This is a genomic window from Aquamicrobium terrae (genome assembly GCF_040545735.1).
Lineage (GTDB): Bacteria > Pseudomonadota > Alphaproteobacteria > Rhizobiales > Rhizobiaceae > Mesorhizobium > Mesorhizobium terrae_A.
The window spans coordinates 60,441-86,224 of the sequence record NZ_JBEPML010000005.1; the positions used below are offsets into that span (position 1 = coordinate 60,441).

The 25,784-nt window shown below is 66.1% G+C and carries 25 protein-coding genes; 11 read left to right on the top strand and 14 right to left on the bottom strand.

Translation table 11 applies throughout. From position 1 onward, the window contains the following. Window positions 1-20: 20 nt before the first annotated feature. The gene (locus tag ABID37_RS09010) at window positions 21-1,013 is read left to right on the top strand and encodes a KpsF/GutQ family sugar-phosphate isomerase (RefSeq protein WP_354193932.1); all 993 of its coding nucleotides are present in this window, start codon (window positions 21-23) and stop codon (window positions 1,011-1,013) included. A gap of 114 nt (window positions 1,014-1,127) precedes the next feature. Beyond that, window positions 1,128-1,592, top strand: coding sequence for a DUF411 domain-containing protein (locus ABID37_RS09015; RefSeq protein ID WP_354193933.1), 465 nt, complete (start codon window positions 1,128-1,130; stop codon window positions 1,590-1,592). Window positions 1,593-1,625: 33 nt separating this feature from the next. On the opposite strand, the gene ABID37_RS09020 is transcribed toward ABID37_RS09015, so the two are convergent. The 9 genes from ABID37_RS09020 to ABID37_RS09060 form a co-directional block, all read right to left on the bottom strand. Further along, a complete protein-coding gene (locus tag ABID37_RS09020) occupies window positions 1,626-2,093 on the bottom strand; it encodes an NfeD family protein (RefSeq protein WP_354193934.1) in 468 nt (155 codons plus the stop codon). A gap of 21 nt (window positions 2,094-2,114) precedes the next feature. Continuing rightward, window positions 2,115-3,065 carry an SPFH domain-containing protein gene (locus ABID37_RS09025; protein ID WP_354193935.1) on the bottom strand — a complete coding sequence of 317 codons (951 nt, stop codon included), beginning with the start codon at window positions 3,063-3,065 and terminating at the stop codon, window positions 2,115-2,117. Window positions 3,066-3,159: 94 nt separating this feature from the next. Beyond that, window positions 3,160-4,173 carry a ferrochelatase gene (gene hemH, locus ABID37_RS09030; RefSeq protein ID WP_354194280.1) on the bottom strand — a complete coding sequence of 338 codons (1,014 nt, stop codon included), beginning with the start codon at window positions 4,171-4,173 and terminating at the stop codon, window positions 3,160-3,162. Window positions 4,174-4,338: 165 nt separating this feature from the next. Continuing rightward, window positions 4,339-4,719: an outer membrane lipoprotein Omp10 gene (gene omp10 / locus ABID37_RS09035; protein WP_354193936.1), complete on the bottom strand. Its 381-nt coding sequence runs from the start codon at window positions 4,717-4,719 to the stop codon at window positions 4,339-4,341. An 83-nt stretch (window positions 4,720-4,802) separates the two neighbouring features. Next, window positions 4,803-6,266, bottom strand: coding sequence for a homospermidine synthase (locus tag ABID37_RS09040; protein ID WP_354193937.1), 1,464 nt, complete (start codon window positions 6,264-6,266; stop codon window positions 4,803-4,805). A 126-nt stretch (window positions 6,267-6,392) separates the two neighbouring features. Beyond that, complete coding sequence (locus ABID37_RS09045; RefSeq protein ID WP_354193938.1) at window positions 6,393-7,325, bottom strand: heme-dependent oxidative N-demethylase family protein; 933 nt, start codon at window positions 7,323-7,325, stop codon at window positions 6,393-6,395. Window positions 7,326-7,360: 35 nt separating this feature from the next. Continuing rightward, a complete protein-coding gene (locus ABID37_RS09050; RefSeq protein WP_354193939.1) occupies window positions 7,361-8,026 on the bottom strand; it encodes an aminotransferase class IV family protein in 666 nt (221 codons plus the stop codon). Further along, window positions 7,975-9,075, bottom strand: coding sequence for an aminodeoxychorismate synthase component I (locus tag ABID37_RS09055; protein WP_354194282.1), 1,101 nt, complete (start codon window positions 9,073-9,075; stop codon window positions 7,975-7,977). The genes ABID37_RS09050 and ABID37_RS09055 overlap by 52 nt, the downstream gene beginning before the upstream one ends. 64 nt (window positions 9,076-9,139) lie before the next feature. Beyond that, window positions 9,140-10,987, bottom strand: coding sequence for a M3 family oligoendopeptidase (locus ABID37_RS09060; protein WP_354193940.1), 1,848 nt, complete (start codon window positions 10,985-10,987; stop codon window positions 9,140-9,142). 147 nt (window positions 10,988-11,134) lie between these two features. Here ABID37_RS09060 and ABID37_RS09065 point away from each other — a divergent pair, with 147 nt between their 5' ends. Next, on the top strand, window positions 11,135-12,637 hold the full coding sequence (locus tag ABID37_RS09065; RefSeq protein ID WP_354194284.1) for a sigma-54-dependent transcriptional regulator: 1,503 nt from the start codon (window positions 11,135-11,137) through the stop codon (window positions 12,635-12,637). A gap of 274 nt (window positions 12,638-12,911) precedes the next feature. Further along, entirely contained in the window at window positions 12,912-14,666 is a 1,755-nt protein-coding gene (locus tag ABID37_RS09070; protein ID WP_354193941.1) for a peptidoglycan L,D-endopeptidase MepK, read from the top strand. A gap of 91 nt (window positions 14,667-14,757) precedes the next feature. Here the strand turns inward: ABID37_RS09070 and ABID37_RS09075 are convergent, their stop codons facing one another. Both ABID37_RS09075 and ABID37_RS09080 read right to left on the bottom strand, forming a co-directional pair. Then, window positions 14,758-15,402: a 2-dehydro-3-deoxy-phosphogluconate aldolase gene (locus ABID37_RS09075; RefSeq protein ID WP_354193942.1), complete on the bottom strand. Its 645-nt coding sequence runs from the start codon at window positions 15,400-15,402 to the stop codon at window positions 14,758-14,760. 74 nt (window positions 15,403-15,476) lie between these two features. Next, a complete protein-coding gene (locus ABID37_RS09080) occupies window positions 15,477-16,352 on the bottom strand; it encodes an N-acetylmuramidase domain-containing protein (protein ID WP_354193943.1) in 876 nt (291 codons plus the stop codon). 192 nt (window positions 16,353-16,544) lie between these two features. Here ABID37_RS09080 and trhO point away from each other — a divergent pair, with 192 nt between their 5' ends. From trhO to ABID37_RS09110, 6 genes are all read left to right on the top strand, one after another. Then, window positions 16,545-17,471, top strand: a complete 927-nt coding sequence (gene trhO / locus ABID37_RS09085; RefSeq protein WP_354193944.1) for an oxygen-dependent tRNA uridine(34) hydroxylase TrhO — start codon at window positions 16,545-16,547, stop codon at window positions 17,469-17,471. Window positions 17,472-17,595: 124 nt separating this feature from the next. Further along, window positions 17,596-18,330: a tellurite resistance TerB family protein gene (locus ABID37_RS09090; protein ID WP_354193945.1), complete on the top strand. Its 735-nt coding sequence runs from the start codon at window positions 17,596-17,598 to the stop codon at window positions 18,328-18,330. A gap of 179 nt (window positions 18,331-18,509) precedes the next feature. Next, complete coding sequence (locus ABID37_RS09095) at window positions 18,510-19,265, top strand: SDR family oxidoreductase (protein ID WP_354193946.1); 756 nt, start codon at window positions 18,510-18,512, stop codon at window positions 19,263-19,265. Between the two features lie 96 nt (window positions 19,266-19,361). Next, on the top strand, window positions 19,362-20,048 hold the full coding sequence (locus tag ABID37_RS09100; RefSeq protein ID WP_354193947.1) for a GNAT family N-acetyltransferase: 687 nt from the start codon (window positions 19,362-19,364) through the stop codon (window positions 20,046-20,048). 13 nt (window positions 20,049-20,061) lie between these two features. Next, window positions 20,062-21,072, top strand: a complete 1,011-nt coding sequence (locus tag ABID37_RS09105) for a cation diffusion facilitator family transporter (protein WP_354193948.1) — start codon at window positions 20,062-20,064, stop codon at window positions 21,070-21,072. A 41-nt stretch (window positions 21,073-21,113) separates the two neighbouring features. Continuing rightward, on the top strand, window positions 21,114-21,314 hold the full coding sequence (locus ABID37_RS09110; RefSeq protein ID WP_354193949.1) for a hypothetical protein: 201 nt from the start codon (window positions 21,114-21,116) through the stop codon (window positions 21,312-21,314). Here ABID37_RS09110 and ABID37_RS09115 read toward each other — a convergent pair whose 3' ends face one another. The 3 genes from ABID37_RS09115 to ABID37_RS09125 all read right to left on the bottom strand — a co-directional run bounded on the left by ABID37_RS09115 (window position 21,315) and on the right by ABID37_RS09125 (window position 24,047). Continuing rightward, a complete protein-coding gene (locus tag ABID37_RS09115) occupies window positions 21,315-22,391 on the bottom strand; it encodes a nickel/cobalt transporter (protein ID WP_447074056.1) in 1,077 nt (358 codons plus the stop codon). A 10-nt stretch (window positions 22,392-22,401) separates the two neighbouring features. Further along, on the bottom strand, window positions 22,402-23,076 hold the full coding sequence (locus tag ABID37_RS09120) for a DUF1007 family protein (RefSeq protein ID WP_354193950.1): 675 nt from the start codon (window positions 23,074-23,076) through the stop codon (window positions 22,402-22,404). A gap of 71 nt (window positions 23,077-23,147) precedes the next feature. Next, on the bottom strand, window positions 23,148-24,047 hold the full coding sequence (locus ABID37_RS09125) for a LysR family transcriptional regulator (RefSeq protein WP_354193951.1): 900 nt from the start codon (window positions 24,045-24,047) through the stop codon (window positions 23,148-23,150). Between the two features lie 578 nt (window positions 24,048-24,625). Between ABID37_RS09125 and odc2 the strand changes: the two genes are divergently transcribed. Further along, entirely contained in the window at window positions 24,626-25,759 is a 1,134-nt protein-coding gene (odc2, locus tag ABID37_RS09130) for an ornithine/lysine decarboxylase (RefSeq protein ID WP_354193952.1), read from the top strand. Window positions 25,760-25,784 lie beyond the last annotated feature (25 nt).

Here is a 25,784-nt window from a genome sequence, read left to right on the forward strand (position 1 = left end):
GACGCGCTAAGCGCACGCCCATGACCAAGCCCAAGATCCCCGATTATCAGCAAGCTGCCGTGGAATCGGCGCTACGAACCCTCGCGACCGAGCAGGAGGGCCTCGCTACCCTCACCAAGGCCTTGCAGGACGGTTTGGCAGCCCAGTTCTGCGATGCGGTCGAAACCATTTCCGCCATCAAGGGCCGCGTGATCGTCACCGGCGTCGGCAAGAGCGGCCATATCGGTTCCAAGGTCGCGGCGACGCTCGCCTCGACCGGCACGCCGGCCTTCTTCGTGCACCCTTCGGAAGCCAATCACGGCGATCTCGGCATGATCGCCCCCGACGACGCCATCATCGCGCTGTCCTGGTCGGGCGAGACGGCGGAGCTGAAGGGCATCATCACCTATTCGCGCCGCTTCTCGATCCCGATGATCGCGGTCACCTCCGGCCAGAAATCGGCGCTGGCGCGGGCATCCGACGTGGTGCTGCTGTTGCCGCGCGTGACGGAAGCCTGCCCGCACGGCCTGGCGCCGACCACCTCGACGCTGCTGCAGCTCGTCATGGGCGATGCGCTGGCCATCGCGCTTCTGGAAGCGCGCGGCTTCACGCCGGAGCATTTCCGCACCTTCCATCCGGGCGGACAGCTCGGCGCGAACCTGACGCGGGTTTCCGAGATCATGCGCATGGGCGACCAGATTCCGGTGGTGCGGCCCGGCACCAAGATGCCGGAAGCGGTGGCGACGCTGGCCCAGAAACGGGTCGGCTGCGTGTGCGTGGTCGACGATGCGGGCAAGCTGGTCGGCATCATCACCGATGGCGACCTCGCCCGCAACCTGCACCGCAACCTGGCGGAGACCGTGGTGGACGATGTGATGACGCGTTCGCCTAAGACGATCGATCCCGACATGTTCGCGGGTGCGGCGGTGGCGCTGCTCAACCAGCATTCGATCAGCGCGCTGGTGGTGGCCGAGGAAGGCCACCCGGTCGGCATCGTGCATTTCCACGACCTGCTGCGCCTCGGCGCTGCCTGACCCTCGCCTGATTCTTCGCAAGCGGGCTTGACCTTCCAGCGCTGGAAGGTCGCATCCTGCCCTGCGCCGGCGGCCTTGCCGCCGGATCGTGCGATTTGCGAAAGGACCGCCCAGATGAAAAGACTGAACCGCCGCACCCTGTTCGCGTTGGCGGGCGCCTGCGTGAGCCTTGGTTTCGGGTCCGGACTGGCAGGCACGGCACAGGCCGCATCGGCGGCGGTCGAGGTCGCGCGTTCGCCGACCTGCCAGTGCTGCGAGGCATGGATCGGCCACATGCGCGCCGAAGGCTTCGAGGTCCGTGAGCGGCTGGTGGAAGACCTCACCCCGTTGAAGATGCAGCTTGGCGTTCCCGCCGCGCTCCAGTCCTGCCACACGGCCGTCGTCGATGGCTATGTCATCGAAGGGCATGTGCCGCCAAAGGAAGTTCGGCGCCTGCTTGAGGAAAAGCCTTCCGGCATAGGCCTCGCCGTGCCGGGCATGCCGATGGGTTCGCCCGGCATGGAAACCGCCAGCACGCCGGATACCTATGAGGTCCTGTTGTTCGGGGCCGAACACAGCACGGTGTTTGCGCGATACTGACTCGGCGGGTTCAGGCCGCTTCCCGGAGTGGCTTTATTCGATGGGCTCGACGGTCAGTTCCAGATCGGTGTCGCTGGCGCCGGTCACCCGCACGCGGGTTCCGGCCGGAAGGTCGGGGCCTGAAATCCGCCACAGCGTGTCGCCGAGCTGGACGCGCCCGCGCCCGTCGCGGATCGGCTCCGCAAGCGTGGCGGTGCGGCCGATCATCTGCGCGCTGCGCCGGTTGAGCAGCGGCTGGTCGGTGTCGCCCTGGCGCGAGGTCACGAACCTCTTGCCGAAATAGGCGCAGGCGAGCGACAGGATCAGGAACAGCAGCACCTGGACCTGCCAGCCCCAGAAGCCAGTGTCCCACAACAGCAGCGATGCGGTGCCGACGATCAGCGCCGCGATGCCGATCCACAGCAGGTAGACGCCGGGCGCGAAAAGCTCGAGCCCGAGCAGGATGAGGCCAAGCACCATCCAGTTCCATGGGCCGAGTTCGGAAACAAGATGCGCGATCATGGCCGTTGCCTGCCGTCTGCCTCAAGTGTCGGTCGGGCGCACGACCGGGGGGCGGCCGCCAGCCTGGCGCGCGGCGCTGGCGGAACCACCGTTGCCGAACACTTCCTTGGTGATCTCGCCGATACCGCCCAGCGTGCCGATCAGCGACGACGCCTCCATCGGCATCAGAACGACCTTGGAGTTCGTGGCAGAACCGATCCTGGCCAGCGCCTCGGTGTATTTCTGGGCGACGAAATAGTTCAGCGCCTGAAGGTCGCCCTTGGAGATGGCTTCCGAGACGACCTGGGTGGCGCGCGCTTCGGCCTCGGCTGCGCGCTCGCGCGCCTCGGCATCGCGGAAGGCGGCTTCGCGCCGGCCCTCGGCCTCGAGGATCTGCGACTGCTTGAGGCCCTCCGCGGCGAGGATCTGGGCGCGCTTGTCACGCTCGGCCATCATCTGGCGGGCCATGGATTCGACCAGATTGGCCGGCGGGTTGATGTCCTTGATCTCGACGCGGGTGACCTTGATGCCCCACGGATGGGCGGCCTCGTCGACGACGCGCAGCAGGCGCTCGTTGATGGTGTCGCGGTTGGAGAGCAGCTCGTCGAGGTCCATGGAGCCCATCACCGTGCGGATGTTGGTCATGGTCAGGTTGAGGATGGCGTTTTGCAGCCCGGCCACCTGATAGGCCGCCTGCGGGGCGTTCAGCACCTGATAGAAGGCGACGCCGTCCACGGCGACGATGGCGTTGTCGCGGGTGATGATTTCCTGCGTGGGGACATCCAGCACCTGTTCCATCATGTTCATCTTCGCGCCGATGCGGTCGACGAAGGGAATGATCAGGTTGAGGCCGGGGGTCAGGGTGCGGGTGTAGCGGCCGAATCGCTCGACGGTGTAGTTATAGCCCTGCGCAACGGTCTTGATGCCGGTGAACAGCACCAAAAGCACCAGCACCGCCAGAACCGGTATGACGATATCGAATCCTGCAAGCATCGGCTTCTATCCCTCGACTGTATCCGCCACCTTAACCCTTAAGGGTGTTTCGGTGGCGTGACAATCAGGGCTTGCTCAACAGGTTGGCACGGCCTCAGGCCCAGCCGGCCAGTTCGCGCCGCACCAGCGTTTCGATCACCGCCATGCCCTCGGGGCTGTCGTTGAGGCAGGGGATGTGGCTGAACTTCTCGCCGCCGGCGTGGATGAACTCGTCGCGAACCTCGCGGCCGATTTCGTCCAGCGTCTCGATGCAATCGGACGAAAAGCCCGGATTGATGACGGCGATGCGCCTGATGCCGTCCTTGGCCAGCTTCTCGACCGTTGCGTCGGTGTAGGGCTGGAGCCATTCCTGCGCGCCGAAGCGGGACTGGAAGGTGGTTATCAGCCTGTCTTCGCCCCAGCCCAGCTTTTCGCGCAGCAGGCGCGTGGTTTCGAGGCAGTGGCGGCGATAGGGATCGCCCCTGTCGGAGAAGGCTTTCGGAATGCCGTGGTAGGAGGCGAGGATCATCTCCGGCTCGAAATCGAGCGTGGTGAGGTGGTTGCGGGTCGATGTGGCCAGCGCCTCGATATAGACCGGCTCGTCATAATAGGGCGGCACGCTGCGCACGGCCGGCGCGCGGCGCATCTTCATCAGGGCCCGGAAAAGCTGGTCGTTGGCGGTCGCCGTCGTGGTCGCCGAATATTGCGGGTAGAGCGGGAAGGACACGATGCGGTCGCAGCCGCGCTCGACCAGCTTCTTGGCCACGCTGCCCGTGGACGGGTTGCCGTAGCGCATGGCCCAGTCGACGGTGACGCCGGGCAGGTCGCGCAGCGCCGCCGCCAGCTTCTCGCTCTGCGCGCGGGTGAAGGTGTGGAGCGGCGACTCGTTGCGCTCGCGATTCCAGATGCGGGCGTAGTTTTCGCCGGATTTCTTCGGACGGACCGTCAGCACCAGACCATAAAGGATCGGGTACCAGATCAGCCGGTTCAGCTCGACGATGCGCGGATCGGACAGGAATTCCCGCAAATAGCGCCACATCGGCTTGAACTCGGTGCCGTCCGGCGTGCCGAGATTGAGCAGCATGACGCCGACCTTGACGGGGCGGGCGGCGGACTGGCCGGCCTGCATTGCCGAAGGGGTAACGGTGGTGACGGCGGTCTGTGCGGTGTTGGTCATACGCTCGCTTTCTCTACGAGCCGCAGAACCTAGCGTCGTGATGCAACTATGCAATGCTGCGTCTAGCCGCACCTGCATGCGGCGGACGATACGCCGCATGCCCTATCTCGTGCGGGTCTACGCCCGGCGCGTCAGGACGAAGTTCTGGCCGGTGGCGCTGGTGCAGTTGAGCTGGCTGGTGGAGACCATCAGGCAATTGAAGCTGATCGGCGATTGGCGGATCAGCGAGGTGCCGGTGATCTCGACGGAACTCGGGCCGGTCATGCGGTAGCTGCCGTCGGACAGCTTCTGTCCGGTATCCGTGGCCACGGTCTGGAAGGCGCCGCCGGTGAAGGTCGAAAGGCCGGTGCCCTGCGCATCGATCCACGAGCCTTCGACACCGCTGCGCATGCCGCCGCCGGCGCCGGGCGGGGGCGGCGGGCTGGTGGTGCAGGCGGCAAGCGCGCCGGCCGCGACCATGGCCATGCCGGCCGTTACGACTTTACGGGGAATGTTCATCTTGCGCTTCTCCTCGATCCGCCTCTGTTCAATCGCGCGATTTCGGCACGATTGCAAGCTGTGCGGGCAGGGGGACTTGCCGGCTATCGCACCAATATGTTGCGGAACTGCCACGGGTCCCTGGCGTCGATGTTTTCCGGAAACAGGCCAGGGCGATTCTCCAGCGGGGTCCAGTCGGTATAGTAGCCGTTCACCGGTCCGAGATAGGGCGACTGGATATCGAGGCAACGCCGGTAGTCCATTTCATCGGCCTCGACGATGCCGGCCTCCGGGTTCTCCAGCGCCCATACCATGCCGGCCAGAACGGCGGAGCTGACCTGAAGGCCGGTGGCGTTCTGATAGGGTGCCAGCTTGCGCGCCTCGGCCAGCGAAAGCTGCGAGCCGTACCAGTAGGCGTTCCTGTCATGGCCGTAGAGCAACACGCCGAGTTCGTCGACGCCGTCGACCAGCTCGTTCTCTTCCAGAACGTGCTGTATGTCCTGCGGGCGCCCGGCCGCGCCGAACATCTCGTGCACCGACAGCACGGCATCATTGCAGGGATGGTAGGCATAGTGGCAGGTCGGGCGGTAGTGCACCTTGCCCTTCTTGCCGCCCCCCTTCTTGCCGCGCAGGGTGAAGAAATCGGCGATCGAGATCGCCTCGTTGTGGGTGACGAGGAAGCCGTATTGCGGGCCGGGCGTCGGGCACCAGCTTCGCACGCGGGTGTTGCCGCCGGGTTGGTCGAGATAGATCGCCGCCCCGCAGCCCTTCTTGTGGGTGCGGGCGTTCTTCGGCATCCATTTCTCATGCGTGCCCCAACCGAGCTCGGCCGGCTGGAGGCCCTCGGCGATGAAGCCCTCGACCGACCAGGTGTTCCAGAAGGTGCCGAGCGGCTTCGGCTTCTTCGCCCGCTGGGTGTCGCGCTCGGCGATGTGGATGCCCTTCACGCCGGCCTCGCGCATCAGCCTGGCCCAGCCCTCGCGGTCGCCCGGGGCCGGCGGTTCCGGCAGGTCGAGGCCGAGATCGCCGGCAAGGTTGACCAGCGCCTGCTTGACCAGCCAGGAGACCATGCCCGGATTGGCGCCGCAGGTGGAGACGGCAGTGGTGCCGCCCGGCCGCTTGCGCTTCTCCTTCAACAGCGTTTCGCGCAGCGCATAGTTGGTGCGCGAGGCATTGTCGGCCTTGTCGTCGAAATAGAAGCCGAGCCAGGGCTCGATCACCGTATCGACGTAGAGCACGCCGAGTTCGCGGCAGAGCCGCATGAGGTCGACCGAGCCGGTATCGACGGAAAGGTTGACGCAAAAGCCCCGGCCTTCGCCCGCGGTGAGCAGCGGCGTCAGCAATTCCTTGTAGTTTTGGTTGGTGACGGCCTTCTGCACGAAGGCGATGCCGCGCTCGTCCAGTAGCTTGCGGTTGGCGTCGCTTGGATCGATCACGGTGAGGCGCGACTTGTCGAAGCGGAAATGACGTTCGATCAGCGGCAGCGTCCCCCGCCCGATGGAACCGAAGCCGATCATGACGATGGGGCCGGTGATCTCGCCGTGAACCGGCCATTTCGCATTCGCCATTCTTCGCATGCTCCCTGTTGGGTGACGGTCGGCGGCGTTGCCGCAGGTGGGCGCTACAATCACAGATTTCTGTCACATACCAGTGAAAACCGGCAAGCCGAATGCCGGTTCCGCGATCCGGTCCGCCTATCTCGACATATGGTGAAGCAATGCCACCAGCCGGTCGCGGTCGGCGGCCAGGCCCTTGTAGTCGAGCTGCGACTGATCCAGCGCCGAAAGCTGGGCGGCGAAGGACGCGGCAAGCACCGCCCGATCCGCATGGCGTTCCAGGACGCCCAGCGGGTCGAGGAAGATGCGGATGGTGAACAGGATGTCGCCGCTTGCCGGCAGCTTGCGCAGGGTCTGGCGCTCGACCCGCATGAAGGTGCTGGCGGCGAGATCGTCGCCGTCGAGACGCGACAGCCGCCGCCCGGAGCGGTCGATGCGCTGCCGGTCGGACAACGGATGGTAAAGGGCGTCGCCGGCCTGGATCGACCAGTTGAAACGCTCCACCGGCTGCTCGACGGCCAGATTGTCGAAAATGCGCTCGATGAGCCCGGCCGTGCGGGTGCCGGGGCCGAAGGCGGGCACGGGAATGTGGATGTCCTGCATGGTGCGGCCGAACTTCTCGCGCAGCGACCAGGAAGACGGAAAGCACAGCGCGCCGGCCACCAGCCGCCAGCCATCGGCGCTCCTGCGCATCACGATGAGGTCTTCCTGAATGAGCAGGGAGGCGGTTTTCAACGGCGGAAGGCCGGGCTCAGGCGGCGGTTGCCCGATGGCGGCGAGTTGGCCGTCATGGTCCTGATAGCGCTCGGGGAAATATGCCCGCAAATGGGCGGTCAGAAGCTCCAGCACCTCGACTTGCACCGCCTCGGTGCCTTCTTCCTCCACGAAAGCCAGCGCACCGTGCTCGGCATAGACGCGCCGCTTCTCGGCCATCTGGAACTCGAAATGGCGGTCGATCTCGATCCATTTCGCCAGGTCGAGCGGCTTCAGCCCGATGGTGAAGGGCCTGGTCGAGCCGTCATAGGGCGTGTAGGCCGGCTCCGCTGGCAAGGGCGATAGTGCTTCTGTCACCACACTTGCATAGCAAGCAGCGGGAAGGTCGGCAATCAGGGCACCAGCCGGGCACGAATGAGGCCACGCAACGAATTGCCGACAAACAGCGCCTGCGCCGAGCGCAGGGATTCGGGCGTGACGACGGCTTCAAGGGCGCGGCCCTGATCGATCAGCTCGCCGCGCAGCACGCCGGCCAGCAGGCCGCAGCCGAGCGGCGGGGTGGCAAGCACGCCGTCGCCGAAATTGGCGAACAGGCTGGTGATGGTGCCTTCGCAGACCTCGCCGCGTTCATTGGCGAGCAGCACCTCGTCCGCTTCGGTCGCCGGATGTTCGGCGCGGGCGCGGTCGTAGAGATCGCGACGTGTCGTCTTGTGGCACAACAGCGTGTCGATGGAGGAGAGGCGCGTTGTGGCCAGCCGCAGCTTCCAGACCGTGCCGTCTGGCAGCGGCTGGAAGGGCTGGGCCGTCACGTCCAGCTCGCCGTCAGGTCCAAGAAGCAGGCGCATGCGCTGCGGCGCATCCTTCCCGGCAACCGCCCGGTGCAGTGCCTGTCCGGTTTCAGCCGGGTCGCAGGCGAAGCCGAGTTCGCGTGCCGAGGCGGCAAGGCGTGCCAGATGCCGCTCCAGCCGCAGGAAGCCGCTCGCCGGCTCCCAGCGCAGCGTCTCGATCAGCTTGAAGCCGGGACCATCCCCGTCGCGAAACGGGCTTTCAGCAGGCATTCGCGATACTCCTCCTCGGCCGTGGAATCGAACACCACGCCGCCGCCGACATTGTAGACGGCCTCGCCGCCGGCAAAGAGCGAGATGGTGCGGATGGCGACGGAGAAGCGCATTTCTCCACCCGGCGCGACCCAGCCGATGGCGCCGCAATAGACGTCGCGCGGACCGGTCTCGAGGTCGCGCAGCACCTCCATCGCCCTGATCTTCGGCGCACCGGTGATCGACCCGCACGGGAACAGGGCCGCGAAGATGCCGCGCAGCGACAGGTCGGGCAGGAGCTTCGCCCGTACCCGGCTCACCATCTGGTGGACGGTCGGGTAGCTTTCGATGCGGAACAGTTCCGGCACGTCGAGCGAGCCGACCTCCGAGATCAGCGAAATGTCGTTGCGCAGCAGGTCGACGATCATCCGGTTCTCGGCCTGGTTCTTCTCGTCGGTGCGCAGGAATTCCCTCAGCCGCTCGTCTTCCGCCGGCGTCGCGCCGCGCGGCGCGGTCCCTTTCATCGGATGGGTCTCGATCCAGCCCTCGGCGTCGACCTCGAAGAACAGTTCGGGCGAGCGCGACAGCACGACAGGGCCTGAACCCAGCGAGGCCAGCGCGCCATAGCGCACCGGCTGGCGTTCGGTCAGCGCATCGAAGGCGGCCAGCGGCTCGCCCGACCATTGCGCGTCGACGCGGAAGGTCAGGTTGCCCTGATAGCAGTCGCCCTCGCGCAGGTGCCGGTGCAGGCGGGCAAAGCGCTTTTCGTAGTCGGCGAACGACCAGCTCGCCCGTGCATCGTAGATCGGCCCGTTGCTCGGTGCATGGGCGGGGGCGGGAACGTCCCGCTCCTGCGGCGCGTCGAAGATGCCGATGCACAACAGCGGCGCGCGCCGGCCATCGGGCAGGAGCGGCACCAGCTTCGGTTCCAGCAGATAGCCGGCCTCGTAGGAGAGATATCCGGCCAGCCATTTCCCGGCTTCATGCGCGGCCTGGAGCTTGTCCCATGCGCTCTCGAATGCGCCGGGCTCGAAAGGCGCAACGATCTCGGACGGGCGCTCGAACAGCATCTCGCTGCCGTCCGGGTCGTTGCGGAACAGGATGAAGGGAGGACTGGACACGTCGCACCCGGTTTCAGGCCGTCGCCTTGTCCAGCGTCTCCAGCTCGTCGATCAGCGAGGAGATGACGCCGAGGCCGATCTGCCAGAAGCCGGGGTCGGTGGCGTCGAGGCCGAACGGCTTCAGCAGCTCCGAGTGATGCTTGGTGCCACCGGCGCGCAGCATGTCGAAATACTTCTCCTGGAAGCCGCTTTCGGCGTTCTGATAGACGGCATAGAGCGAGTTCACCAGACAATCGCCGAAGGCATAGGCGTACACGTAGAAGGGCGAGTGGATGAAGTGGGGGATGTAGGCCCAGAAGGTATCGTAGCCCTCGCGCAGCCTGATCGCCGGGCCGAGGCTCTCGGCCTGCACCTCCAGCCAGAACCGGCCGAGCTGCTCGGACGTCAATTCGCCGTTCTTGCGCTCGGTGTGCACCTTGCGCTCGAACTCGTAGAAGGCGATCTGGCGCACCACCGTGTTGATCATGTCCTCGACCTTCTGGGCGAGCATGGCCTTGCGCTCGCGCTTGTCGGAGGTGCGGTCGAGCAGCGAGCGGAAAGTCAGCATCTCGCCGAACACGGAGGCGGTTTCGGCCAGCGTCAGCGGCGTGGAGGCCATCAGCGCACCCTGTCCGCCGGCCAGCACCTGATGCACGCCGTGGCCGAGTTCATGGGCAAGGGTCATCACGTCGCGCGGCTTGCCCATGTAATTGAGCAGCACATAGGGATGGACGGAAGGCACGGTCGGGTGGGCGAAGGCGCCCGGCGACTTGCCGGGGCGCGTCGGGGCGTCGATCCAGTTGCGCTCGAAGAACCGGCTGGCGATGTCGGCCATCTGCGGCGAGAAGCCGTGATAGGCGTCGAGCACGGTGCGCTTCGCCTCGTCCCAGCCGATGACCGCCTGCGGCGTCTCGGGCAGCGGCGCGTTGCGGTCCCAGTGGTTCATGGCTTCCATGCCGAGCCAGCGCGCCTTCATGGCATAATAGCGATGCGACAGACGCGGATAGGCCTCGCGCACGGCGGCCGCCAGCGCGTCCACCACTTCGCGCTCCACGCGGTTGGCGAGGTGGCGGGAATCGGCGATGTCCTCGAAACCGCGCCAGCGGTCGGAGATTTCCTTGTCCTTGGCCAGCGTGTTGGTGATGAGGCTGAAGGTGCGGATGTTCTTGCCGAAGGTCTCGGAAAGCGCCTCGGCCGCCTTGCGGCGCACGTCGCCGCTGGCGTCCTGCAACCGGTTCAGCGTCGGCTCCAGCGTCAGTTCCTCGCCATCGATGGTGAAACGCAGCGCCGTCATGGTCTCGTCGAACAGGCGGTTCCAGGCGCCGCGCCCGGTCACGGACTTTTCATGGAAAAGCTGCTCGACGCGGTCTTCGAGCTGGAAGGGCTTTTCCTTGCGCAGGTCCTCGATCCAAGGCCGGTAGCGGCCGAAGCCGGCATCTTCCGACAGTGCCTTCTCGATCAGGGCGTCGTCGATCTTGTTCAATTCCAGCCCGAAGAACAGGAGATGCGAGCCGGCATCGGTCATCTTCTCCTGCACGTCGCCGTAGAACTTGGCGCGGACCGGGTCGGAGGTGTCGCCGGTGTAGAGCAGCCCGGCATAGGAGACGATGCGGCCGACCAGTTCCTCCAGCGCCTCATAGTCGCGCATGGCCGCGTCCAGCCCGCCCTCGCTGCCGCGCCCGGCCTCGGCGGCGAGCTTGCCCTTCCAGCGCGCCTCGAAGGCCACCGCATCCCTTGCCGCCTTTTCAAGGTCATGCTTCAGTTCGGGGGCGTCGATGCCGGCATAGAGGTCGGACAGGTTCCACTCCGGCAGGTCGCCGAGCTCTGCCTTGCCATGCGCGGCAGATGACGCGGCAAACTGTCTGTCCGGGAAGAGGGGCATGGGAAACCTTTCGAGACTGGTGGTTCGGTGCGGGTCAAAGCCGGTCAAATGCGAAACAATTCATTCACCGGCTTTTTTGAAACCTTATTTAGAACCCTGTGCCAAGTTGATCCATAGGGGAAAAATTCGGCGGGTGTTCGGGCATTGATGTCAGGTTCCGTGCTCATAGTCGATGACGATCCGGTCCAGCGCAGGCTGCTGGAGGCGGCCGTCTCGAAATTCGGCCACAGGGCCGTCGTCACCGATGGCGGCGAGGCCGGCCTCGAAGCGCTGGAGGGGCCGGGCGATATCTCGGTCGCCATCCTCGACCTGGTGATGCCGGGCCTCGACGGGATCGGCGTGCTCAAGGCGATGCGCGAGCGCGACATCCGCGTGCCGGTCATCGTGCAGACGGCGCAGGGCGGCATCGAGACGGTGGTGCAGGCGATGCGCCACGGTGCCTTCGATTTCGTGGTCAAGCCGGCATCGCCGGAGCGTCTTCGGGCGGCGATCGACGGGGCCCTGAAGGTCGGCGCCGCGGAGGGCGCGACCCGGCGCGCGGCAAGGCGGGGCGGGGTGCTCACTTTCCGGGACCTGTTGACCCGCAGCCCGGCGATGGAGCGCGTGGTGCGGCTCGGCCAGAAGGCGGCGGCCTCGCGCATCCCGATCCTGATCGAGGGCGAGTCCGGCGTCGGCAAGGAGATGGTGGCGCGCGCCATTCAGGGCAGCAGCGACCGCCGCACCAGGCCCTTCGTCACCGTCAATTGCGGCGCGATTCCCGAGAATCTGGTGGAATCGATCCTGTTCGGCCATGAGAAGGGGGCGTTTACCGGCGCCACCGAGCGCCATACCGGCAAGTTCGTGGAGGCGCATGGCGGCACCCTGTTCCTCGACGAGATCGGCGACCTGCCGCTCGACGTGCAGGTGAAGCTGCTACGCGCCGTGCAGGAAGGCGAGGTCGATCCGGTCGGCGGGCGCCAGACGGTGAAGGTGGACATCAGGCTGATCTCGGCCACCCATCGCGACCTGATCCAGCAGGTGAAGGACGGCCGGTTCCGGGAGGATTTGTTCTACCGGCTCAACGTCTTCCCGATCTTCGTGCCGCCGCTGCGCGAACGCCGCGAGGACATCCCGCTGCTGGTGCGGCATTTCATGCACAGCGTGGTGGTGAGCAGGCCGCCGCGCGCCATATCGGACCGTGCCCTTGCGCTGCTCGAGGCCTATGACTGGCCGGGCAATATCAGGCAGCTCGAAAACGCCGTGTTCCGCGCCGCCGTGCTGTGCGAAGGCGAGACGCTGACCGAGGAGGAGTTCCCGCAGATCCGGGCACTGGTGGAGGGCACCGTCGATCTCGATCGCGGCCGGGCGCCTGCTGCCGATCCGGCCGTCGCCAGGCCCCGCCAGCCCGAAGCGCAGGCAGCCCCGGAAGGCCCGCCGCCGAAGCTGCGGCCTGGCCTGCTGCCGATGCTCGACGAGCGCGGCGATGTGCGGGCGCTGGCCGTCGTCGAACTGGAAATGATCCGATTCGCCATCGACCATTACAATGGCCGCATGAGCGAAGTGGCGCGCCGTCTCGGCATCGGCCGCTCGACGCTTTACCGCAAGCTCAGGGAATATGGCATTGACCCCGACGCCGTACGCGGCGCAGCCGATGATGAGTCGCAGACTTAGCGATCCCCGGCAAGAAGCTGTTAACGTTTCATAAATTTCTCGTTTACCATGACGGACCTTCTGTGCATTTGGCCCAGATCCTGCCACGGTGTCACCGCATTTGGCCTTCAATAAGCGTTGATTAACCATTAGGATTGATATTCGGGTTTGGTTAATCCATATCCGTTTGCTCAAATCCGGGGACAAACGGCAGCCTGCAAGGCCTTTTGATTTGAACAGAAGCGAACGGCATAAAATCGGTCGGCATCCCTGCGGCAGCTTCACCAAATGGCTGGTGGCAGCGGTATGCGCTTTCGGTTTCTATTCGGTTTCCGCCACCGCCGCGCAGGCGGAGGTGAGGGCGCTCAAGCTCCACAATCTCCACACCAAGGAGAAGGCGGAGATCGTGTTCAAGCGCAACGGCCGCTACGATCAGGCCGGACTGAAGAAGCTCAACGTCTTCTTGCGCGACTGGCGCCGCAACGAGCCCACCAAGATGGACCCGCGCCTGCTCGACCTGGTGTGGGAAGCCTATCGGGCGAGCGGCTCGCGCGACTATATCCACGTCGTCAGCGCCTATCGTTCGCCGGCCACCAATTCCATGCTGCGCGGCCGCAGCCGCGGCGTCGCCAAGAAGAGCCAGCACATGCTCGGCAAGGCGATGGACTTCTTCATTCCCGGCGTGCCGCTGAAGAAGCTGCGCGACATCGGCCTCAAGATGCAGGGCGGCGGCGTCGGCTACTATCCGACCTCCGGCTCGCCCTTCGTCCACATGGACGTCGGCAATGTCCGCCACTGGCCGGGCATCAGCCGCAAGGAATTGGCGCGCGTGTTCCCCGACGGCAAGACGCTGCATGTGCCGAGCGACGGCAAGCCGCTGCCGGGCTATGAGCAGGCGCTGGCCGCCTACAAGGCGCGCAGCGCCGCCGGCTCGCCCGCCATCGCGCTGGCCGGTTCGCCCAAGTCGACCGGCAAGTCCGGCGGCCTGCTCGCGGCTCTCTTCGGCGGCGGCGCCGACGAGGAAGAGGATAACGGCGTGGCCGTGGCGGCCGCACCGGCGCCGAAGAAGCCGGTTGCGACGGCTGCGAAGAAGCCGGCTTCCGGCGGACAGGAGACGCTGCCGGGCATCGCCGTCCTGTCGCCCGACCAGGCCAACCGCGCCGAGCTGCCGCAAATGGCCGACGAGCCGCAGGAGACGCCGGAGACCATTATCGCGGCCCTGCCTGCCAGAAGCATTCCGCTGCCGGGTGCCGCGCCGCGACCCAAGGCCGAGGTGGGCGTCGAGACGCCTGACACGGTTCCGTTCGGCGCAGCCGATGTCAGCCCCGTGCAGACGGCGGCCCTGAGCCCGACGCCGGACAATGTGCCGTTCGGCCAGGCCAGTGGCGAGCCGGCCCCGCAGGTCGCTGCCAATGAGGGTCCAGCCGTGATCCCGGTGCCGAGCTTCCGGCCGGAGCAGGCCCTGAAGCCTGAGGCCGCGACCGAGGATGCGCCGGCGCTGCTGGCGCTGGCCGCCGACGAGATGCGCCCGGGTGCGGACAATCTTGCCGTGGTGCCCACCGCCCGTCCGAACGACGAGGTCAAGGCATTGCTGGAACAGGCCGATGCCGGCGAGTATCAGGTGGCGGCGGTACCGTCGCCGCGCTCGGCTTTCGTCGACCCCACCGGTATCGACGCCGTCACCGCTTCGCCGCGCGCGGCGGCTATCGAGCAGCCGGCCGATCCGGCCGGCGCCATCGGCGGATCGGTGAAGACGACGCGCAAGGACGCCCGCCCGACCGCCGGCGCCGCCAAGCCCGATCCGAAGGCCGTCGTCGTCTCCGCAGAGCCGCAGCTTGCGCGCTGGGCGCTCAATTCCGGCGAGTATGTGGTGAAGGCCTCGAACGCCGCCACGGCACCGCGCTATGCCTACAATCTGGTTCGCACGGCACCGACCGAGGTCTATACGACCGGCTTCAAGGCCCGCAACGAGATGGCCAAGGCCAACCAGTTCACCGGAACGGCGGTGAACTTCCTCTCCGTGGCCCGCTTCGAGCCCAAGGTGAACTGAGGTTTCGGGCTGACACCGAAAGCGGCCCGGTGCCGGGATCGATCCAAAAAGCGCCTGCCCGCAGGCGCTTTTTTTCATGCAGGCCGGCTTTCTACGCTGGCTTGCGCAACCCCGCCGCCTCGCGCGCCAGTTCCTCGATGCGGCCCCAGTCGCCTGCCTTGACGAGATCGTCCGGGGCGACCCATGAGCCACCAACGCAAATCACGTTCGGCAGGTCGAGATAGCTGCGGGCATTGACGGCGCTGACGCCGCCGGTGGGGCAGAATTTCACGTCGGCGATGGGTGAAGCCAGCGCCTTGAGGAACGCGGCGCCGCCGGCCTGTTCGGCGGGGAAGAATTTCAGGAAGGTCAGCCCGGCCTGCCTGCCGGCCATGATCTCGCCCGGGGTGATCGCGCCGGGCAGGAAGGGCACGTCGCTGTCGGCCGATGCTTTCAGCAATTCCTTGGTGATGCCGGGGCTGACGATGAAGCGCGATCCTGCCGTGGCTGCGGCGTCATATTGCGCCGGATCGAGGATGGTGCCGGCGCCGACGATGGCCTCCTCGACCTCGCCGGCGACGCGGCGGATCGCTTCCAGCGCGTCGGCAGTCCGCAGCGTGATCTCGATGGCCGGCAGGCCGCCTCGCGCCAGCGCCCGGGCCAGCGGCACTGCCTGTTTGGCGTCGGCGATCTTGAGCACGGGGATCACAGGCTGGCCGCCGAGCAGGGAAACCAGCTTTTCGGACTTGTTCAACATGGCAATCTTTCACTGAACCGGTAATTCAACCGATTTAACACAGGCAATTTGGCAAGTCCATGTGAGCGACGAGGTCAGGTGCGACGAAAAAGCCCGGCAATGCCGGCCTTCACCCTGCGCCACCATCGCGGCAGCAGGCCGGCGTCGGCCTTTGCCAGCGCGGCATGGGTTTGCGGGCCGGCTATACCATCCGGGACGAGGCCACGATCCCTCTGGAAGTTGCGCAGAGCCGCCTGTGTTGCCCGGCCGAACAGGCCGTCCGCCTGCAAGGGATAGCCGAGCCGGGTGAGGCGGCGTTGCAATTCGGCAACTGCATCGCCTCGGGAGCCGAGCCGAAGCAGAGGGCCCATGGAGGAAGCCTTCGCTGCGGCTGCATGGCGCTGGTAGGCGGCGGCAAGTTTCCTGTCATAGCCGTTCCGGGCGTAGTCGGGGCCGTTGTAGCCGCGCGCAAAGGCCGGCCAGTCATGGGCGTTGACCGATCTGGCCAGCCCGGCCTTGTCGATGTAGCGCACCATCAGCCGGATCTGGCCGGCCGCGCCGGAACGCGCCTCGGCCACCAGGGTCTGCACATTGGGATAGCCGAGCCACAGCCAGTGCGCGCCCATCACCTGCCCGATGCCCCAGGAAGTGGATTCATAGGCCGCCTTGGCGTCGATCTCCGTCGCCCTGCCCAGCAAGGCCCAGCGTCCGGCCTGGGTCGAGGGATTGGCGACCGCGCCCGCTGCCGGGGCCGCAAGGCCGAGTTCGCGGGCGCGGGCCTGCTTTTTGCCGGTCAGGCGGCGGTCGAAATAGTGGCCCTCGAAACGGATCAGCGGTTCGCTGCGTCCGTTGACGGTGGCGAACAGACGCCCGCCGCTCTCCACTTCCATCACGGCAAGCAGCGCGGCGGGTTCGATCCCCGCCGGCCCGGCGGCGGCATGTGCTTCGCGAATGACGGCATCGCTGAACATCGGCTCTGGCTCCCCCTTGGAAACTCCGTTGACGGGAGCCAGTTTCAGCCGGGTTCGCAGAGCGGGCATAAAAAGCCGGCCGAAATCCGTTATCCCGGGCCTCGAACGCCGGAAACGCATGGCAATTGCGTGCCTTTCGCTTTGCGTGCAGGCATCTTGAATCCACGATCGGGAAGCGCTAGGCCCGGAGCCATGAACGAAAACCCCGCTCCGGAGCCCTTCCGCGTTGCCGCCCTCTACCGCTTCTGCCGGCTGGAGCGGTTCGAGGAACTGCGCGCGCCGCTGGCCGCCTTCTGCTGCGGGCATGGCATCAAGGGCACGCTGCTTCTGGCGCACGAAGGCATCAACGGCACGGTCGCCGGCAGCGAGACGGCGGTTGCCGAACTGGTCGCGTATCTGGACGCCCAGCCCGAGCTGGCCGGGATCGACGTCAAATACAGCCAGGCGGCCGAAATGCCCTTCCACCGCATGAAGGTGCGGCTGAAGCGCGAGATCGTGACCATGGGCGTCGAGGGCATCGATCCTCTGGAGAGTGTCGGCACCTATGTCATGCCGTCCGAATGGAACGAGCTGATCTCGGACCCCGATACCATCGTCATCGACACGCGCAACGACTACGAAGTGGCGCTCGGCACCTTCAAGGGCGCGGTCGATCCGCGCACCGCCACGTTCCGTGAATTCCCCGAATGGGTGGACGGGCACAGGGGCGAACTGGAAAACCGCAAGATCGCCATGTTCTGCACCGGTGGCATCCGCTGCGAGAAGGCGACCGCCTTCGTGAAATCGCTCGGGTTCGACGAGGTATTCCACCTCAAGGGCGGCATTCTCAAATATCTGGAGGAGGTGCCGGCCGACCGGAGCCTGTGGGAAGGCGAGTGCTTCGTCTTCGACGAGCGCGTGTCGGTCACGCACGGGCTGGAGGAAGGCGAGGCGGAACTGTGCCGCGCCTGCCGGCATCCGCTGACGCCGGCCGAACGCGCCTCGCCGAAATTCAGCCCCGGCATCTCCTGCGATTACTGCCATGACAGCCGCACCGACGCAGACCGGGCGCGCTATGCCGAGCGCCAGCGCCAGGTGGAACTGGCCGCCCGCCGCGGCAGGGAACATATCGGAAGCTGATCCGCCGCTCTTTTATTCGGGCTCGACGCGCGGCGTCATTGTAATGACAAGGTCGCCGCCCTACCTGTCCCCGACAGGAAACCGGTTTCCACCTTTTCCTGGAATTGTTCTAGCGGAGGTGCCGATGTTCGATCCCAAGAAGCTTCTCGACGACCTGCTCGGTTCGCAGGTGCCCGGAACCACCGGAACGGTGCGCGACAAGGCCGGACAGGCGATCCAGATGGCCAAGGACAATCCCCTGGCGGCCGGCGCGATCGCGGCCGTTCTTCTGGGCACGGAACCCGGCCGCAAGGTTGGAGGCGCGGCGCTCAAGCTGGGCGGGCTGGCCGCCATCGGCGGTCTCGCCTACAAGGCCTATCAGAACTACCAGAACGGCAAGAAGCCGGCTGAAACCGCGTCGACGGACGAGCAGGTGCTGCTGCCGCCGCCGGCCGATACCGAGTTCCATCCCTCGCAGGCGCCGCAGGGCGAGGCCGAATTCGCCTTGACGCTGGTGCGCGCCATGATCGCCGCCGCAAAGGCGGACGGCAAGATCGATGACGAGGAGAAGCGCCGCATCGGCGAGAAGCTCAGCCTTTCGGGGCTGGATGCCGAGGCTGAGGCTTTCCTGAAGGCGGAACTGGAATCGCCGCTCGACCTCGACGCGCTGGTCGCCACGGCCAGGACGGAAGCGCAGAAGGTGGAGCTTTACACCGCCTCGCGCCTTGCCATCAACGCCGACACCCGCGCCGAGCGCGGCTATCTCGACCTTCTGGCGGGCCGGCTCGGTCTGCCCGACCAGCTCGTCGATCATGTCGAGGCGACGGTCACGTCGTCCGGCGCGCCGCAGCCGGCACCGGTTCCCGGTTCGCCCTGGTAAGGCGCCAAGCCCGTTAAAGTCTTGTTAACCTTATGGGCGCAGCATTCCATCCAGGCGCGGCGCCTTCCTCCTCCCGGGCGCTGTACGCAAATTGGGGCGGTCGCGAATGACCGCCCTTTTTGTATGCTTGCCTTGGATGCCCGGTTCTGCAATCGCTGGGCGGGTATGGAGGAAGAGGCATGGCAATCAAGGGAACGGCAATCGTTACCGGCGCAGGCTCCGGCATCGGCAGGAGCGTGGCGCAGGCTTTGTTGCGCGACGGCTGGAACACGGTGTTCTGCGGCCGCCGCAAGGAGCCGCTGGACGCGGCGGTGCGTGAGGTTACCGGCACCGAGGCGAAGGGTCTGGCGGTTTCCTGCGACGTGACCGTGCCGGAGCAGGTGGAGGACCTGTTCGCCGTCGCCATCGAGATGTTCGGGCGGGTCGATCTGCTCTTCAACAATGCCGGCATGGGCTGCAAGGCTGCCCCCATCGATGAGATTCCGGTCGAGAGCTGGAACGAGGTGGTGGGCGTCAACCTCACCGGTTCCTTCCTGTGCGCCCGGGCCGCGTTCGGCGCCATGCGCCGGCAAAGCCCGATGGGCGGGCGCATCATCAACAACGGGTCGATCTCGGCTCATGCACCGCGTCCGGGCTCGGTGCCCTACACCACCACCAAGCATGCGATCACCGGGCTTACCAGGACGCTGGCGCTCGACGGCCGGCCGTTCGACATCGCCTGCGGCCAGATCGACATCGGCAACGCCATGACCGAAATGGCAGCCCCCATGGCGGCCGGCATCCAGCAGGCCGACGGCAGCGTTGCGGTCGAGGCGGTGATGGATGTCGAGCGGGTGGCGGAGGCGGTCGTCTACATGGCCGGCCTGCCGCTCGATGCCAATGTGCTGTTCATGACGGTGATGGCGGCCAAGATGCCTTTTGTCGGCAGAGGATGAAGCGCCAGCTTGGAACATTTCTCCCGCTTCGCTGGTTCTTACCGACCGGGCGCTTTCCTGTGAGCCTTGTACGGCAAATCCGGAGGGAGAGTGACCATGGCTGAAGACCTGACCGACTGGCAGGCCAGACCGCGCCCCGAGCGCAAGGTTTTCGAAGGCAGGTTCGTGCGGCTGGAGCCGCTGGATGCAGGACGCCATGGCGATGGCCTGTTCGAGGCCTCGTCGGTGCCGGATGCCGGTTCGCGCTTTGCCTGGCTGCCGGATGTGCCGCCGCCGGATCGCGCCGCCTTCCAGCCATGGCTGGACAAGGTCGAGGCGAGCCCCGATCCGCTGTTCTTTACGGTCATCGACAAGGCCAGCGGCAAGGTGGCCGGGCGCCAGACGCTGATGCGCATCGATCCGGCCAATGGCGTCGCCGAGATCGGCAACATCTATTGGGGGCCGCTGATATCGCGCAAGCCGGCCGCCACCGAGGCGCAGTTCCTGTTCGCGGCCTATGTGCTCGATGAACTGGGTTATCGCCGCTATGAATGGAAGTGCAACGACGCCAACGCGCCCTCCAAGCGCGCGGCGGAACGCTTCGGCTTCCGCTTCGAGGGCCTTTTCCGCCAGCACATGGTGGTGAAGGGCGCAAATCGCGACACGGCATGGTATTCGATCATCGACAAGGAATGGCCCGCATTGAAAAGGGCCTATGAGACCTGGCTCGACCCGTCGAATTTCGACGCGGAAGGCAGGCAGGTGAAAAGGCTGGAAGAGTTTCGCGCCGCCTTCGGCGCCTGAAAGGCTGCTTGGCATGGCCCATTCGCATGACCATGACGGACCCGACCACGCACCGCATGATCATGGTGCCCATGGACATGGCGGGGGCGGCGCGCATGTGCACGGCTCCACCGACAAGCGCCGGGTCATGTTCGCGGCCTGCCTCACCGGCGGTTTCATGGTGGCCGAAGCGCTGGGCGGCCTGTTCACCAACTCGCTGGCGCTGCTGGCCGATGCCGGTCACATGCTCACCGACACGCTGGCGCTCAGCCTAGCCTGGTATGCCTTCCATCTGGCCGAGCGGCCGGCCACCAGCCGGATGTCCTACGGCTTCGGGCGGGTCAAGACGCTGGTCGCCTACACCAACGGCATCGCCATTTTCGTCATCGCGATATGGATCGTCTACGAGGCATGGCAGCGCTTCCTGGAGCCGCCGCCGGTGCTTGGCGCGCCGATGCTGGTCATCGCCACGCTCGGCCTGCTGGTGAATATCGCCGGCTTCCTGATCCTGCACGGCGGCGACCGCGAAAGCCTCAACATGCGCGGCGCGATCCTGCATGTGGTGGGCGATCTGCTTGGCTCGGTCGCGGCGATCGCGGCGGCGCTGATCATCCTTGCCACCGGCTGGAACCCGATCGATCCGATCCTGTCGGTGCTGGTCGCGGTCATCATCCTGTCGACGGCGTGGCGGCTGATGCGCGAGGCGGCGCACCTGCTTCTGGAAGGCACGCCGGACACGCTCGACCGCGATGCGATCGCGGCCGACCTCAGGGCCAATGTCGCCGGCCTGCGCGAGGTGCATCACGTGCATCTGTGGTCGCTGGACGGTTCCAGGCATATGGCGACGCTGCACGCCTGCCTCGACGAGGGCGTCGAGGCATCTCCGGTCGTCGCCGCCATCAAGGCCCGCCTTGCGGCGGAGCATGGCGTGGAGCACGCGACGGTCGAGACCGAGTTCGACCGCTGCGCCGACGGCGAGGGCGATCATGACGGACACCATGGCCATTCGCAGCCGGACGTGGCAAAGCATCGTCACTATCATTGAGACGGGCGGCCCGAGGGCCGCCGGCCAGCCGAGGAACGACGATGGACCGCGAAACCAGACAGACGGCGCTCGCCACCTTCCTGATCCTGGGGGTCTTTTGCGTGTTCCTCTATTTCGTGCCGACCATCATGCTGGCGGTCGGCAAGATCTCGCCGGTGCTTGGCGCGCTGGTCGTCGCGCTGGTGCTGCTGGCACCGTTCGTGTTCTTCTGGCTGCGCTCCCGCAGCCGCAACAAAAACTAGCTATACGCTGAGGCTTGCCGACAGCAGCGTCAGGCCGACGAGGAAGATGAAGGCGGCGGCGCCGATCTCGATGGCGGTGTGGATGCGGTTGCCGAGCCTGCCGCCGCCGGCCAGCATCACCGCCCAGTTCTTGGCCGTGACGGCCAGCACCGCCAGCGCCGAGACGGTGATCGCCGTGCCGAGCGCCATGGCCAGAACCGACAGGATGCCGGCCAGCCACAGGCCGTTCAGCAGGGCGAAGGACAGCACGATCAGCGCGCCGGAGCAGGGCCTGAGGCCGACGGCGGCGACGGCCGACCATGCCGTGCGCCAGTCGAAGCGCTCGGACGAGAGCAGCGTGGGATCGGGCGCGTGCGAGTGGCCGCAAGTCGAGCACACGGCGCCGTCCTCATGGTGATTGGCATGGTCGTGATGGTGGCCATGATGATGATCGTGGCCGCAATGTCCGTCGTGATGATCATGATCGTGATGCGCATGGGATGCATGCGCGGCTGACAGGCTGTGCGCGGGAGCGGCGCCGGCGAGCCGCTTCACCAGCGGTCCGGCCTTCTTCCACAACAGCCAGGCGCCGAAGCCGGTGACGAAGACATAGCTGGCGATTTCGAGGAAGTGCGCGGCGTTGGTCATCGACACGGACGTACCGCGCAGCACGAAATAGGCGAGCAGCATGACCGCGATGGCGGTGGCCGCCTGCAGGAAGGCGGAGACGAAGGAGAGCATGACGCCACGGCGCAGCGCCACCTCGTTGGCCAGCATGTAGGAGGAGATGACCGCCTTGCCGTGGCCCGGCCCGGCGGCATGGAACACGCCATAGGCGAAGGACAGGCCGACCAGCAGCCAGACCTGGCCGCCGTCGTCGCGCAGCGCCTTCATGGCGGTGGACAGGGAGCGGTAGAAGGCCTGCTGGTGCTGGTTGATCCAGATCATCAGGCTGGAAAACAGGCCGCTCGAGGGCACGATGGCGTCGTTGGTGCCGATGCCGAGCGAGCTCTGGGCATGGGCGTGACCGGCGAAATGGGCCACCACGTAGGCAAGGGTCAGGAAAGCGAGCGTCGTGCGCACGAAGGTCTTGTTCACGGGGCGGTCCTCATGCCTGACATTTCAGTTCGAGCTTGGTGGCGAAGATCTTGCTCATGTCGGTGCCCGCCGGGTCGTTGAAGAAGGCCTCGGTCAGGGTCTGCTGGTTTTCGGCCAGAGCGGTGTCGGGATCGGGCCGGATGATCGTGCGCGTGCAGGAGGGCGGCAGGCCCTCCACCGCCATGTTGGCGTCTTCGGTGAAGTCGATGGCCGTATAGAAAGTGGGGTCGTAGACGCCGAGGCGAATATCGCCGGCGAGCCTGATCGGCGTTTCCGGCTGCGATTCGAACAGGATGATGAGCTGGTTGTTCTCGAAATTGGCCATGATGCTGGCCGGCGCTTTCATCTTGACGTCCTTGCCGTCCACGGTGACGAGCTGGAAATAGTTGAACTCCGCCAGCGACGCGTGGATGGTGCTGGCCACCTCCTGCAGCTCGGCATCGTCGAGCTTGAGGTCGGCATTGGCGTCGAACTCCATCAGCACGGTCGAGGAGAACAGGTCGTCGAAGCGCCACAGATGGCGCAGCGCCGTCACTGTCTGATGGTCGGAACCGAGCACCACGTCGAGGCGCGCTTCGGCGAACACATGCGGATGCACGCTTGCCGGGACGGTGCAGGCCAGCAGTGTGGACAATGCCACCCCGGCCTTCAGCACCGTGTGTTTGAAGGGCTTCTTTATCGTCATGGTTCCCGTGCTTGCGCCGCGTGCCCGAGGATTATCACAAACGGGGCGAAAATGGGACCGGACCGCCATTGTCACGAGGTTTCGCGGGCCTTGAACCAGTTGGCCAGATAGTCGACGAAGACCCGCACCTTGGCCGGCAGGTAGCGGCGGTGCGGATAGACCGCGAAGATGCCGCCACCCTCGAGGGCCCTGTCGTCCAGAACCGGCACCAGCCGCCCGGCGGCGATCTCCGGGGCGGCGATGAAGTCGGGCAGGCCGGCAAAGCCGAGCCCGGAGACGGCGGCGGCGCGGGCGGCGATCGGGCTGTTCACCTCGATGGGGCCGGAGACGGTCACGCTGATGGTGTCGCCGCTTTCGCCCTTGAACGGCCAGTTGGCAAGCCAGCGGCCGTTGGTGTCGACGATGCAGGGCATGCCGGCAAGGTCCTGCGGCCGGGTCGGCGTGCCGTACCTGGCGATCAGGTCCGGCGCGCCGCAGACGCGCACCGAAAACGGCGCCAGCTTGCGGGCGATGAGCGACGAGCTTTCCAGCCGCGAAATGCGGATGGCAAGGTCGAAACCCTCCTCGACCAGATCGACGAAGCGGTCGTCGAGATTGATCTCCAGCACGATGTCGGGATGCGCCTTGGCGAAATCGATCAGCGACTGGCCGATCGGTGCGTCGGCCAGGGTGCGGGGGGCCGAGAGCTTGATGCGGCCACGCACGTCGCCCGATGATTCGCGCACCGAATCAGCGAGGCTGTCGATCTCGCGCACGATCTCGGAGGCCCGCTTGTAATAGGTGTGCCCCGCCTCGGTCAGCGAGAACTGGCGCGTGGTGCGGTTGAGCAGAAGCGCGCCCAGCTCGTCCTCCAGCTCCCGCACATATTTGGAAAGCAGCGCCTTGGAGCGGCCAATCTTCCGTGCCGCGGCCGAAAAACCCTCCGCTTCCACCACATCTATGAATGCGCGCATGCGGGTCAGCGTATCCATGGATCTTCCTTCAGCGGGACAAGCGGGGCAGCCATCGTCTCCATGCATGAAACGATGATGACAGGATTGTTCGATGCCGGTGTTTTTTCAAGGCAGGCGAAGAATTTAATTGATTGTGACGGACGATGTACCTATATCGCGCTTGCCCAAAGTCGCACGTGCCTGTGGGCGTCCCCCGGCCCCTCGAATGGCGAGGACAGTCGGGACGGTACCCGGGAAGTAACGAGCCCGGTCGGTCAAGTGGCCAACCACCTGATCGAGGACGTCTTGAAGCAACGACGGTGCGGGCCTTTCTGGTGTCTGCCGATCGTCCATAGATCGGGGTTACTGAAGAGGCACACCTTCATTGCCGGCAGTGCGGTTGGGATCTCCCATCCAAGCCAAGGCAGACAAAGCGAGCCGAAGCCGGGCAAGGCTTCAGCTCATCGCCGCGGAAAGGCGTTTCGGGGTTCCGGTGTCTCCACCGGCCGGCTCCCCGCAGATTCCCTTCCCGCTTTGTCCACCGCGTTCAAGCGAGGCCGCGCGCCCGCATGACGCAGCCTTTGCGCGCGCCTTTCAGGCGCGATGGAGACAAGCCGATGGCCACTCAGCGTATCCTCGATTTCCTCGCCACCCGACGTCCGAGCGGGCCGTGCCTCATCGTCGATCTCGACGTGGTGCAGGAGAACTATCGCGCCTTCGAGAAGGCGCTTCCCGATTCGCGCATCTTCTACGCGGTGAAGGCCAATCCCGCGCCCGAGATCCTGCGCCTGCTCGCCTCGATGGGCTCGTCCTTCGACACCGCCTCGGTCGCCGAGATCGAGATGGCGCTGGATGCCGGCGCGTCGCCCGACCGCATCAGCTTCGGCAACACCATCAAGAAGGAGCGCGACATCGCGCGTGCCCATGAGCTCGGCATCCGCCTCTACGCGGTCGACTGTGTGGAAGAGGTCGAGAAGATCGCCCGCGCCGCCCCGGGTGCCCGGGTGTTCTGCCGCGTGCTGACCGACGGCGAAGGCGCCGAGTGGCCGCTGTCGCGCAAGTTCGGCTGCGTGCCGGCGATGGCCGTCGACGTGCTGCGCCATGCCGCCGCACTCGGCCTCGATGCCTATGGCGTGTCGTTCCATGTCGGCTCGCAGCAGACGGACCTCACCGCCTGGGACCGCGCGCTGCGCGATGCGGCGGAAGTGTTCGCCAAGCTCGCCGCCGAGGGCATCGTGCTGAAGCTCGTCAACATGGGCGGCGGCTTCCCGACGCGCTATCTCAGCGACGTGCCGGCCGCGCAGGCCTATGGCCAGGCGATCTTCGAGGCGCTGTCGCGGCATTTCGGCAACCGCCTGCCGGAGACCATCATCGAGCCGGGCCGCGGCATGGTCGGCAATGCGGGCGTCATCAAGTCCGAGGTGGTGCTGATCTCGAAGAAGGCCGACAACGACAATGTGCGCTGGGTCTATCTCGACATCGGCAAGTTCGGCGGCCTGGCCGAGACCATGGACGAGGCCATCCGCTACCCGATCGTCACCCCGCGTGACGGCGATGCGGTGGAGCCCTGCGTGCTGGCCGGCCCGACCTGCGATTCGGCCGACGTCATGTACGAGAAGAAGCCCTATCCGCTGCCCCTGTCGCTGACCATCGGCGACGAGGTGCTGATCGAAGGCACCGGAGCCTACACGACCACCTATTCGGCGGTCGCCTTCAACGGCTTCGAGCCTCTCCGATCCTACGTGATCTGACGGGTCGCAACCCGTCAGATCATCT

Excerpts from the sequence above, each read along its gene's own strand:
- ABID37_RS09065 (WP_354194284.1), top strand. The coding sequence starts at position 11,135 with ATGTCAGGTTCCGTGCTCATAGTCGATGACGATCCGGTCCAGCGCAGG.
- ABID37_RS09075 (WP_354193942.1), bottom strand. The coding sequence starts at position 15,402 with ATGTTGAACAAGTCCGAAAAGCTGGTTTCCCTGCTCGGCGGCCAGCCT.
- ABID37_RS09055 (WP_354194282.1), bottom strand. The coding sequence starts at position 9,075 with ATGCTGTTCGAGCGCCCGTCCGAGATCGTTGCGCCTTTCGAGCCCGGC.
- ABID37_RS09120 (WP_354193950.1), bottom strand. The coding sequence starts at position 23,076 with ATGACGATAAAGAAGCCCTTCAAACACACGGTGCTGAAGGCCGGGGTG.
- ABID37_RS09060 (WP_354193940.1), bottom strand. The coding sequence starts at position 10,987 with ATGCCCCTCTTCCCGGACAGACAGTTTGCCGCGTCATCTGCCGCGCAT.
- ABID37_RS09020 (WP_354193934.1), bottom strand. The coding sequence starts at position 2,093 with ATGATCGCGCATCTTGTTTCCGAACTCGGCCCATGGAACTGGATGGTG.
- ABID37_RS09040 (WP_354193937.1), bottom strand. The coding sequence starts at position 6,266 with ATGGCGAATGCGAAATGGCCGGTTCACGGCGAGATCACCGGCCCCATC.
- hemH (WP_354194280.1), bottom strand. The coding sequence starts at position 4,173 with ATGCAGGCCGGCCAGTCCGCCGCCCGCCCCGTCAAGGTCGGCGTCATG.
- trhO (WP_354193944.1), top strand. The coding sequence starts at position 16,545 with ATGAACGAAAACCCCGCTCCGGAGCCCTTCCGCGTTGCCGCCCTCTAC.
- ABID37_RS09105 (WP_354193948.1), top strand. The coding sequence starts at position 20,062 with ATGGCCCATTCGCATGACCATGACGGACCCGACCACGCACCGCATGAT.
- odc2 (WP_354193952.1), top strand. The coding sequence starts at position 24,626 with ATGGCCACTCAGCGTATCCTCGATTTCCTCGCCACCCGACGTCCGAGC.
- ABID37_RS09095 (WP_354193946.1), top strand. The coding sequence starts at position 18,510 with ATGGCAATCAAGGGAACGGCAATCGTTACCGGCGCAGGCTCCGGCATC.
- ABID37_RS09050 (WP_354193939.1), bottom strand. The coding sequence starts at position 8,026 with ATGCCTGCTGAAAGCCCGTTTCGCGACGGGGATGGTCCCGGCTTCAAG.
- ABID37_RS09100 (WP_354193947.1), top strand. The coding sequence starts at position 19,362 with ATGGCTGAAGACCTGACCGACTGGCAGGCCAGACCGCGCCCCGAGCGC.
- omp10 (WP_354193936.1), bottom strand. The coding sequence starts at position 4,719 with ATGAACATTCCCCGTAAAGTCGTAACGGCCGGCATGGCCATGGTCGCG.
- ABID37_RS09025 (WP_354193935.1), bottom strand. The coding sequence starts at position 3,065 with ATGCTTGCAGGATTCGATATCGTCATACCGGTTCTGGCGGTGCTGGTG.
- ABID37_RS09090 (WP_354193945.1), top strand. The coding sequence starts at position 17,596 with ATGTTCGATCCCAAGAAGCTTCTCGACGACCTGCTCGGTTCGCAGGTG.
- ABID37_RS09110 (WP_354193949.1), top strand. The coding sequence starts at position 21,114 with ATGGACCGCGAAACCAGACAGACGGCGCTCGCCACCTTCCTGATCCTG.
- ABID37_RS09010 (WP_354193932.1), top strand. The coding sequence starts at position 21 with ATGACCAAGCCCAAGATCCCCGATTATCAGCAAGCTGCCGTGGAATCG.
- ABID37_RS09015 (WP_354193933.1), top strand. The coding sequence starts at position 1,128 with ATGAAAAGACTGAACCGCCGCACCCTGTTCGCGTTGGCGGGCGCCTGC.
- ABID37_RS09125 (WP_354193951.1), bottom strand. The coding sequence starts at position 24,047 with ATGGATACGCTGACCCGCATGCGCGCATTCATAGATGTGGTGGAAGCG.
- ABID37_RS09080 (WP_354193943.1), bottom strand. The coding sequence starts at position 16,352 with ATGTTCAGCGATGCCGTCATTCGCGAAGCACATGCCGCCGCCGGGCCG.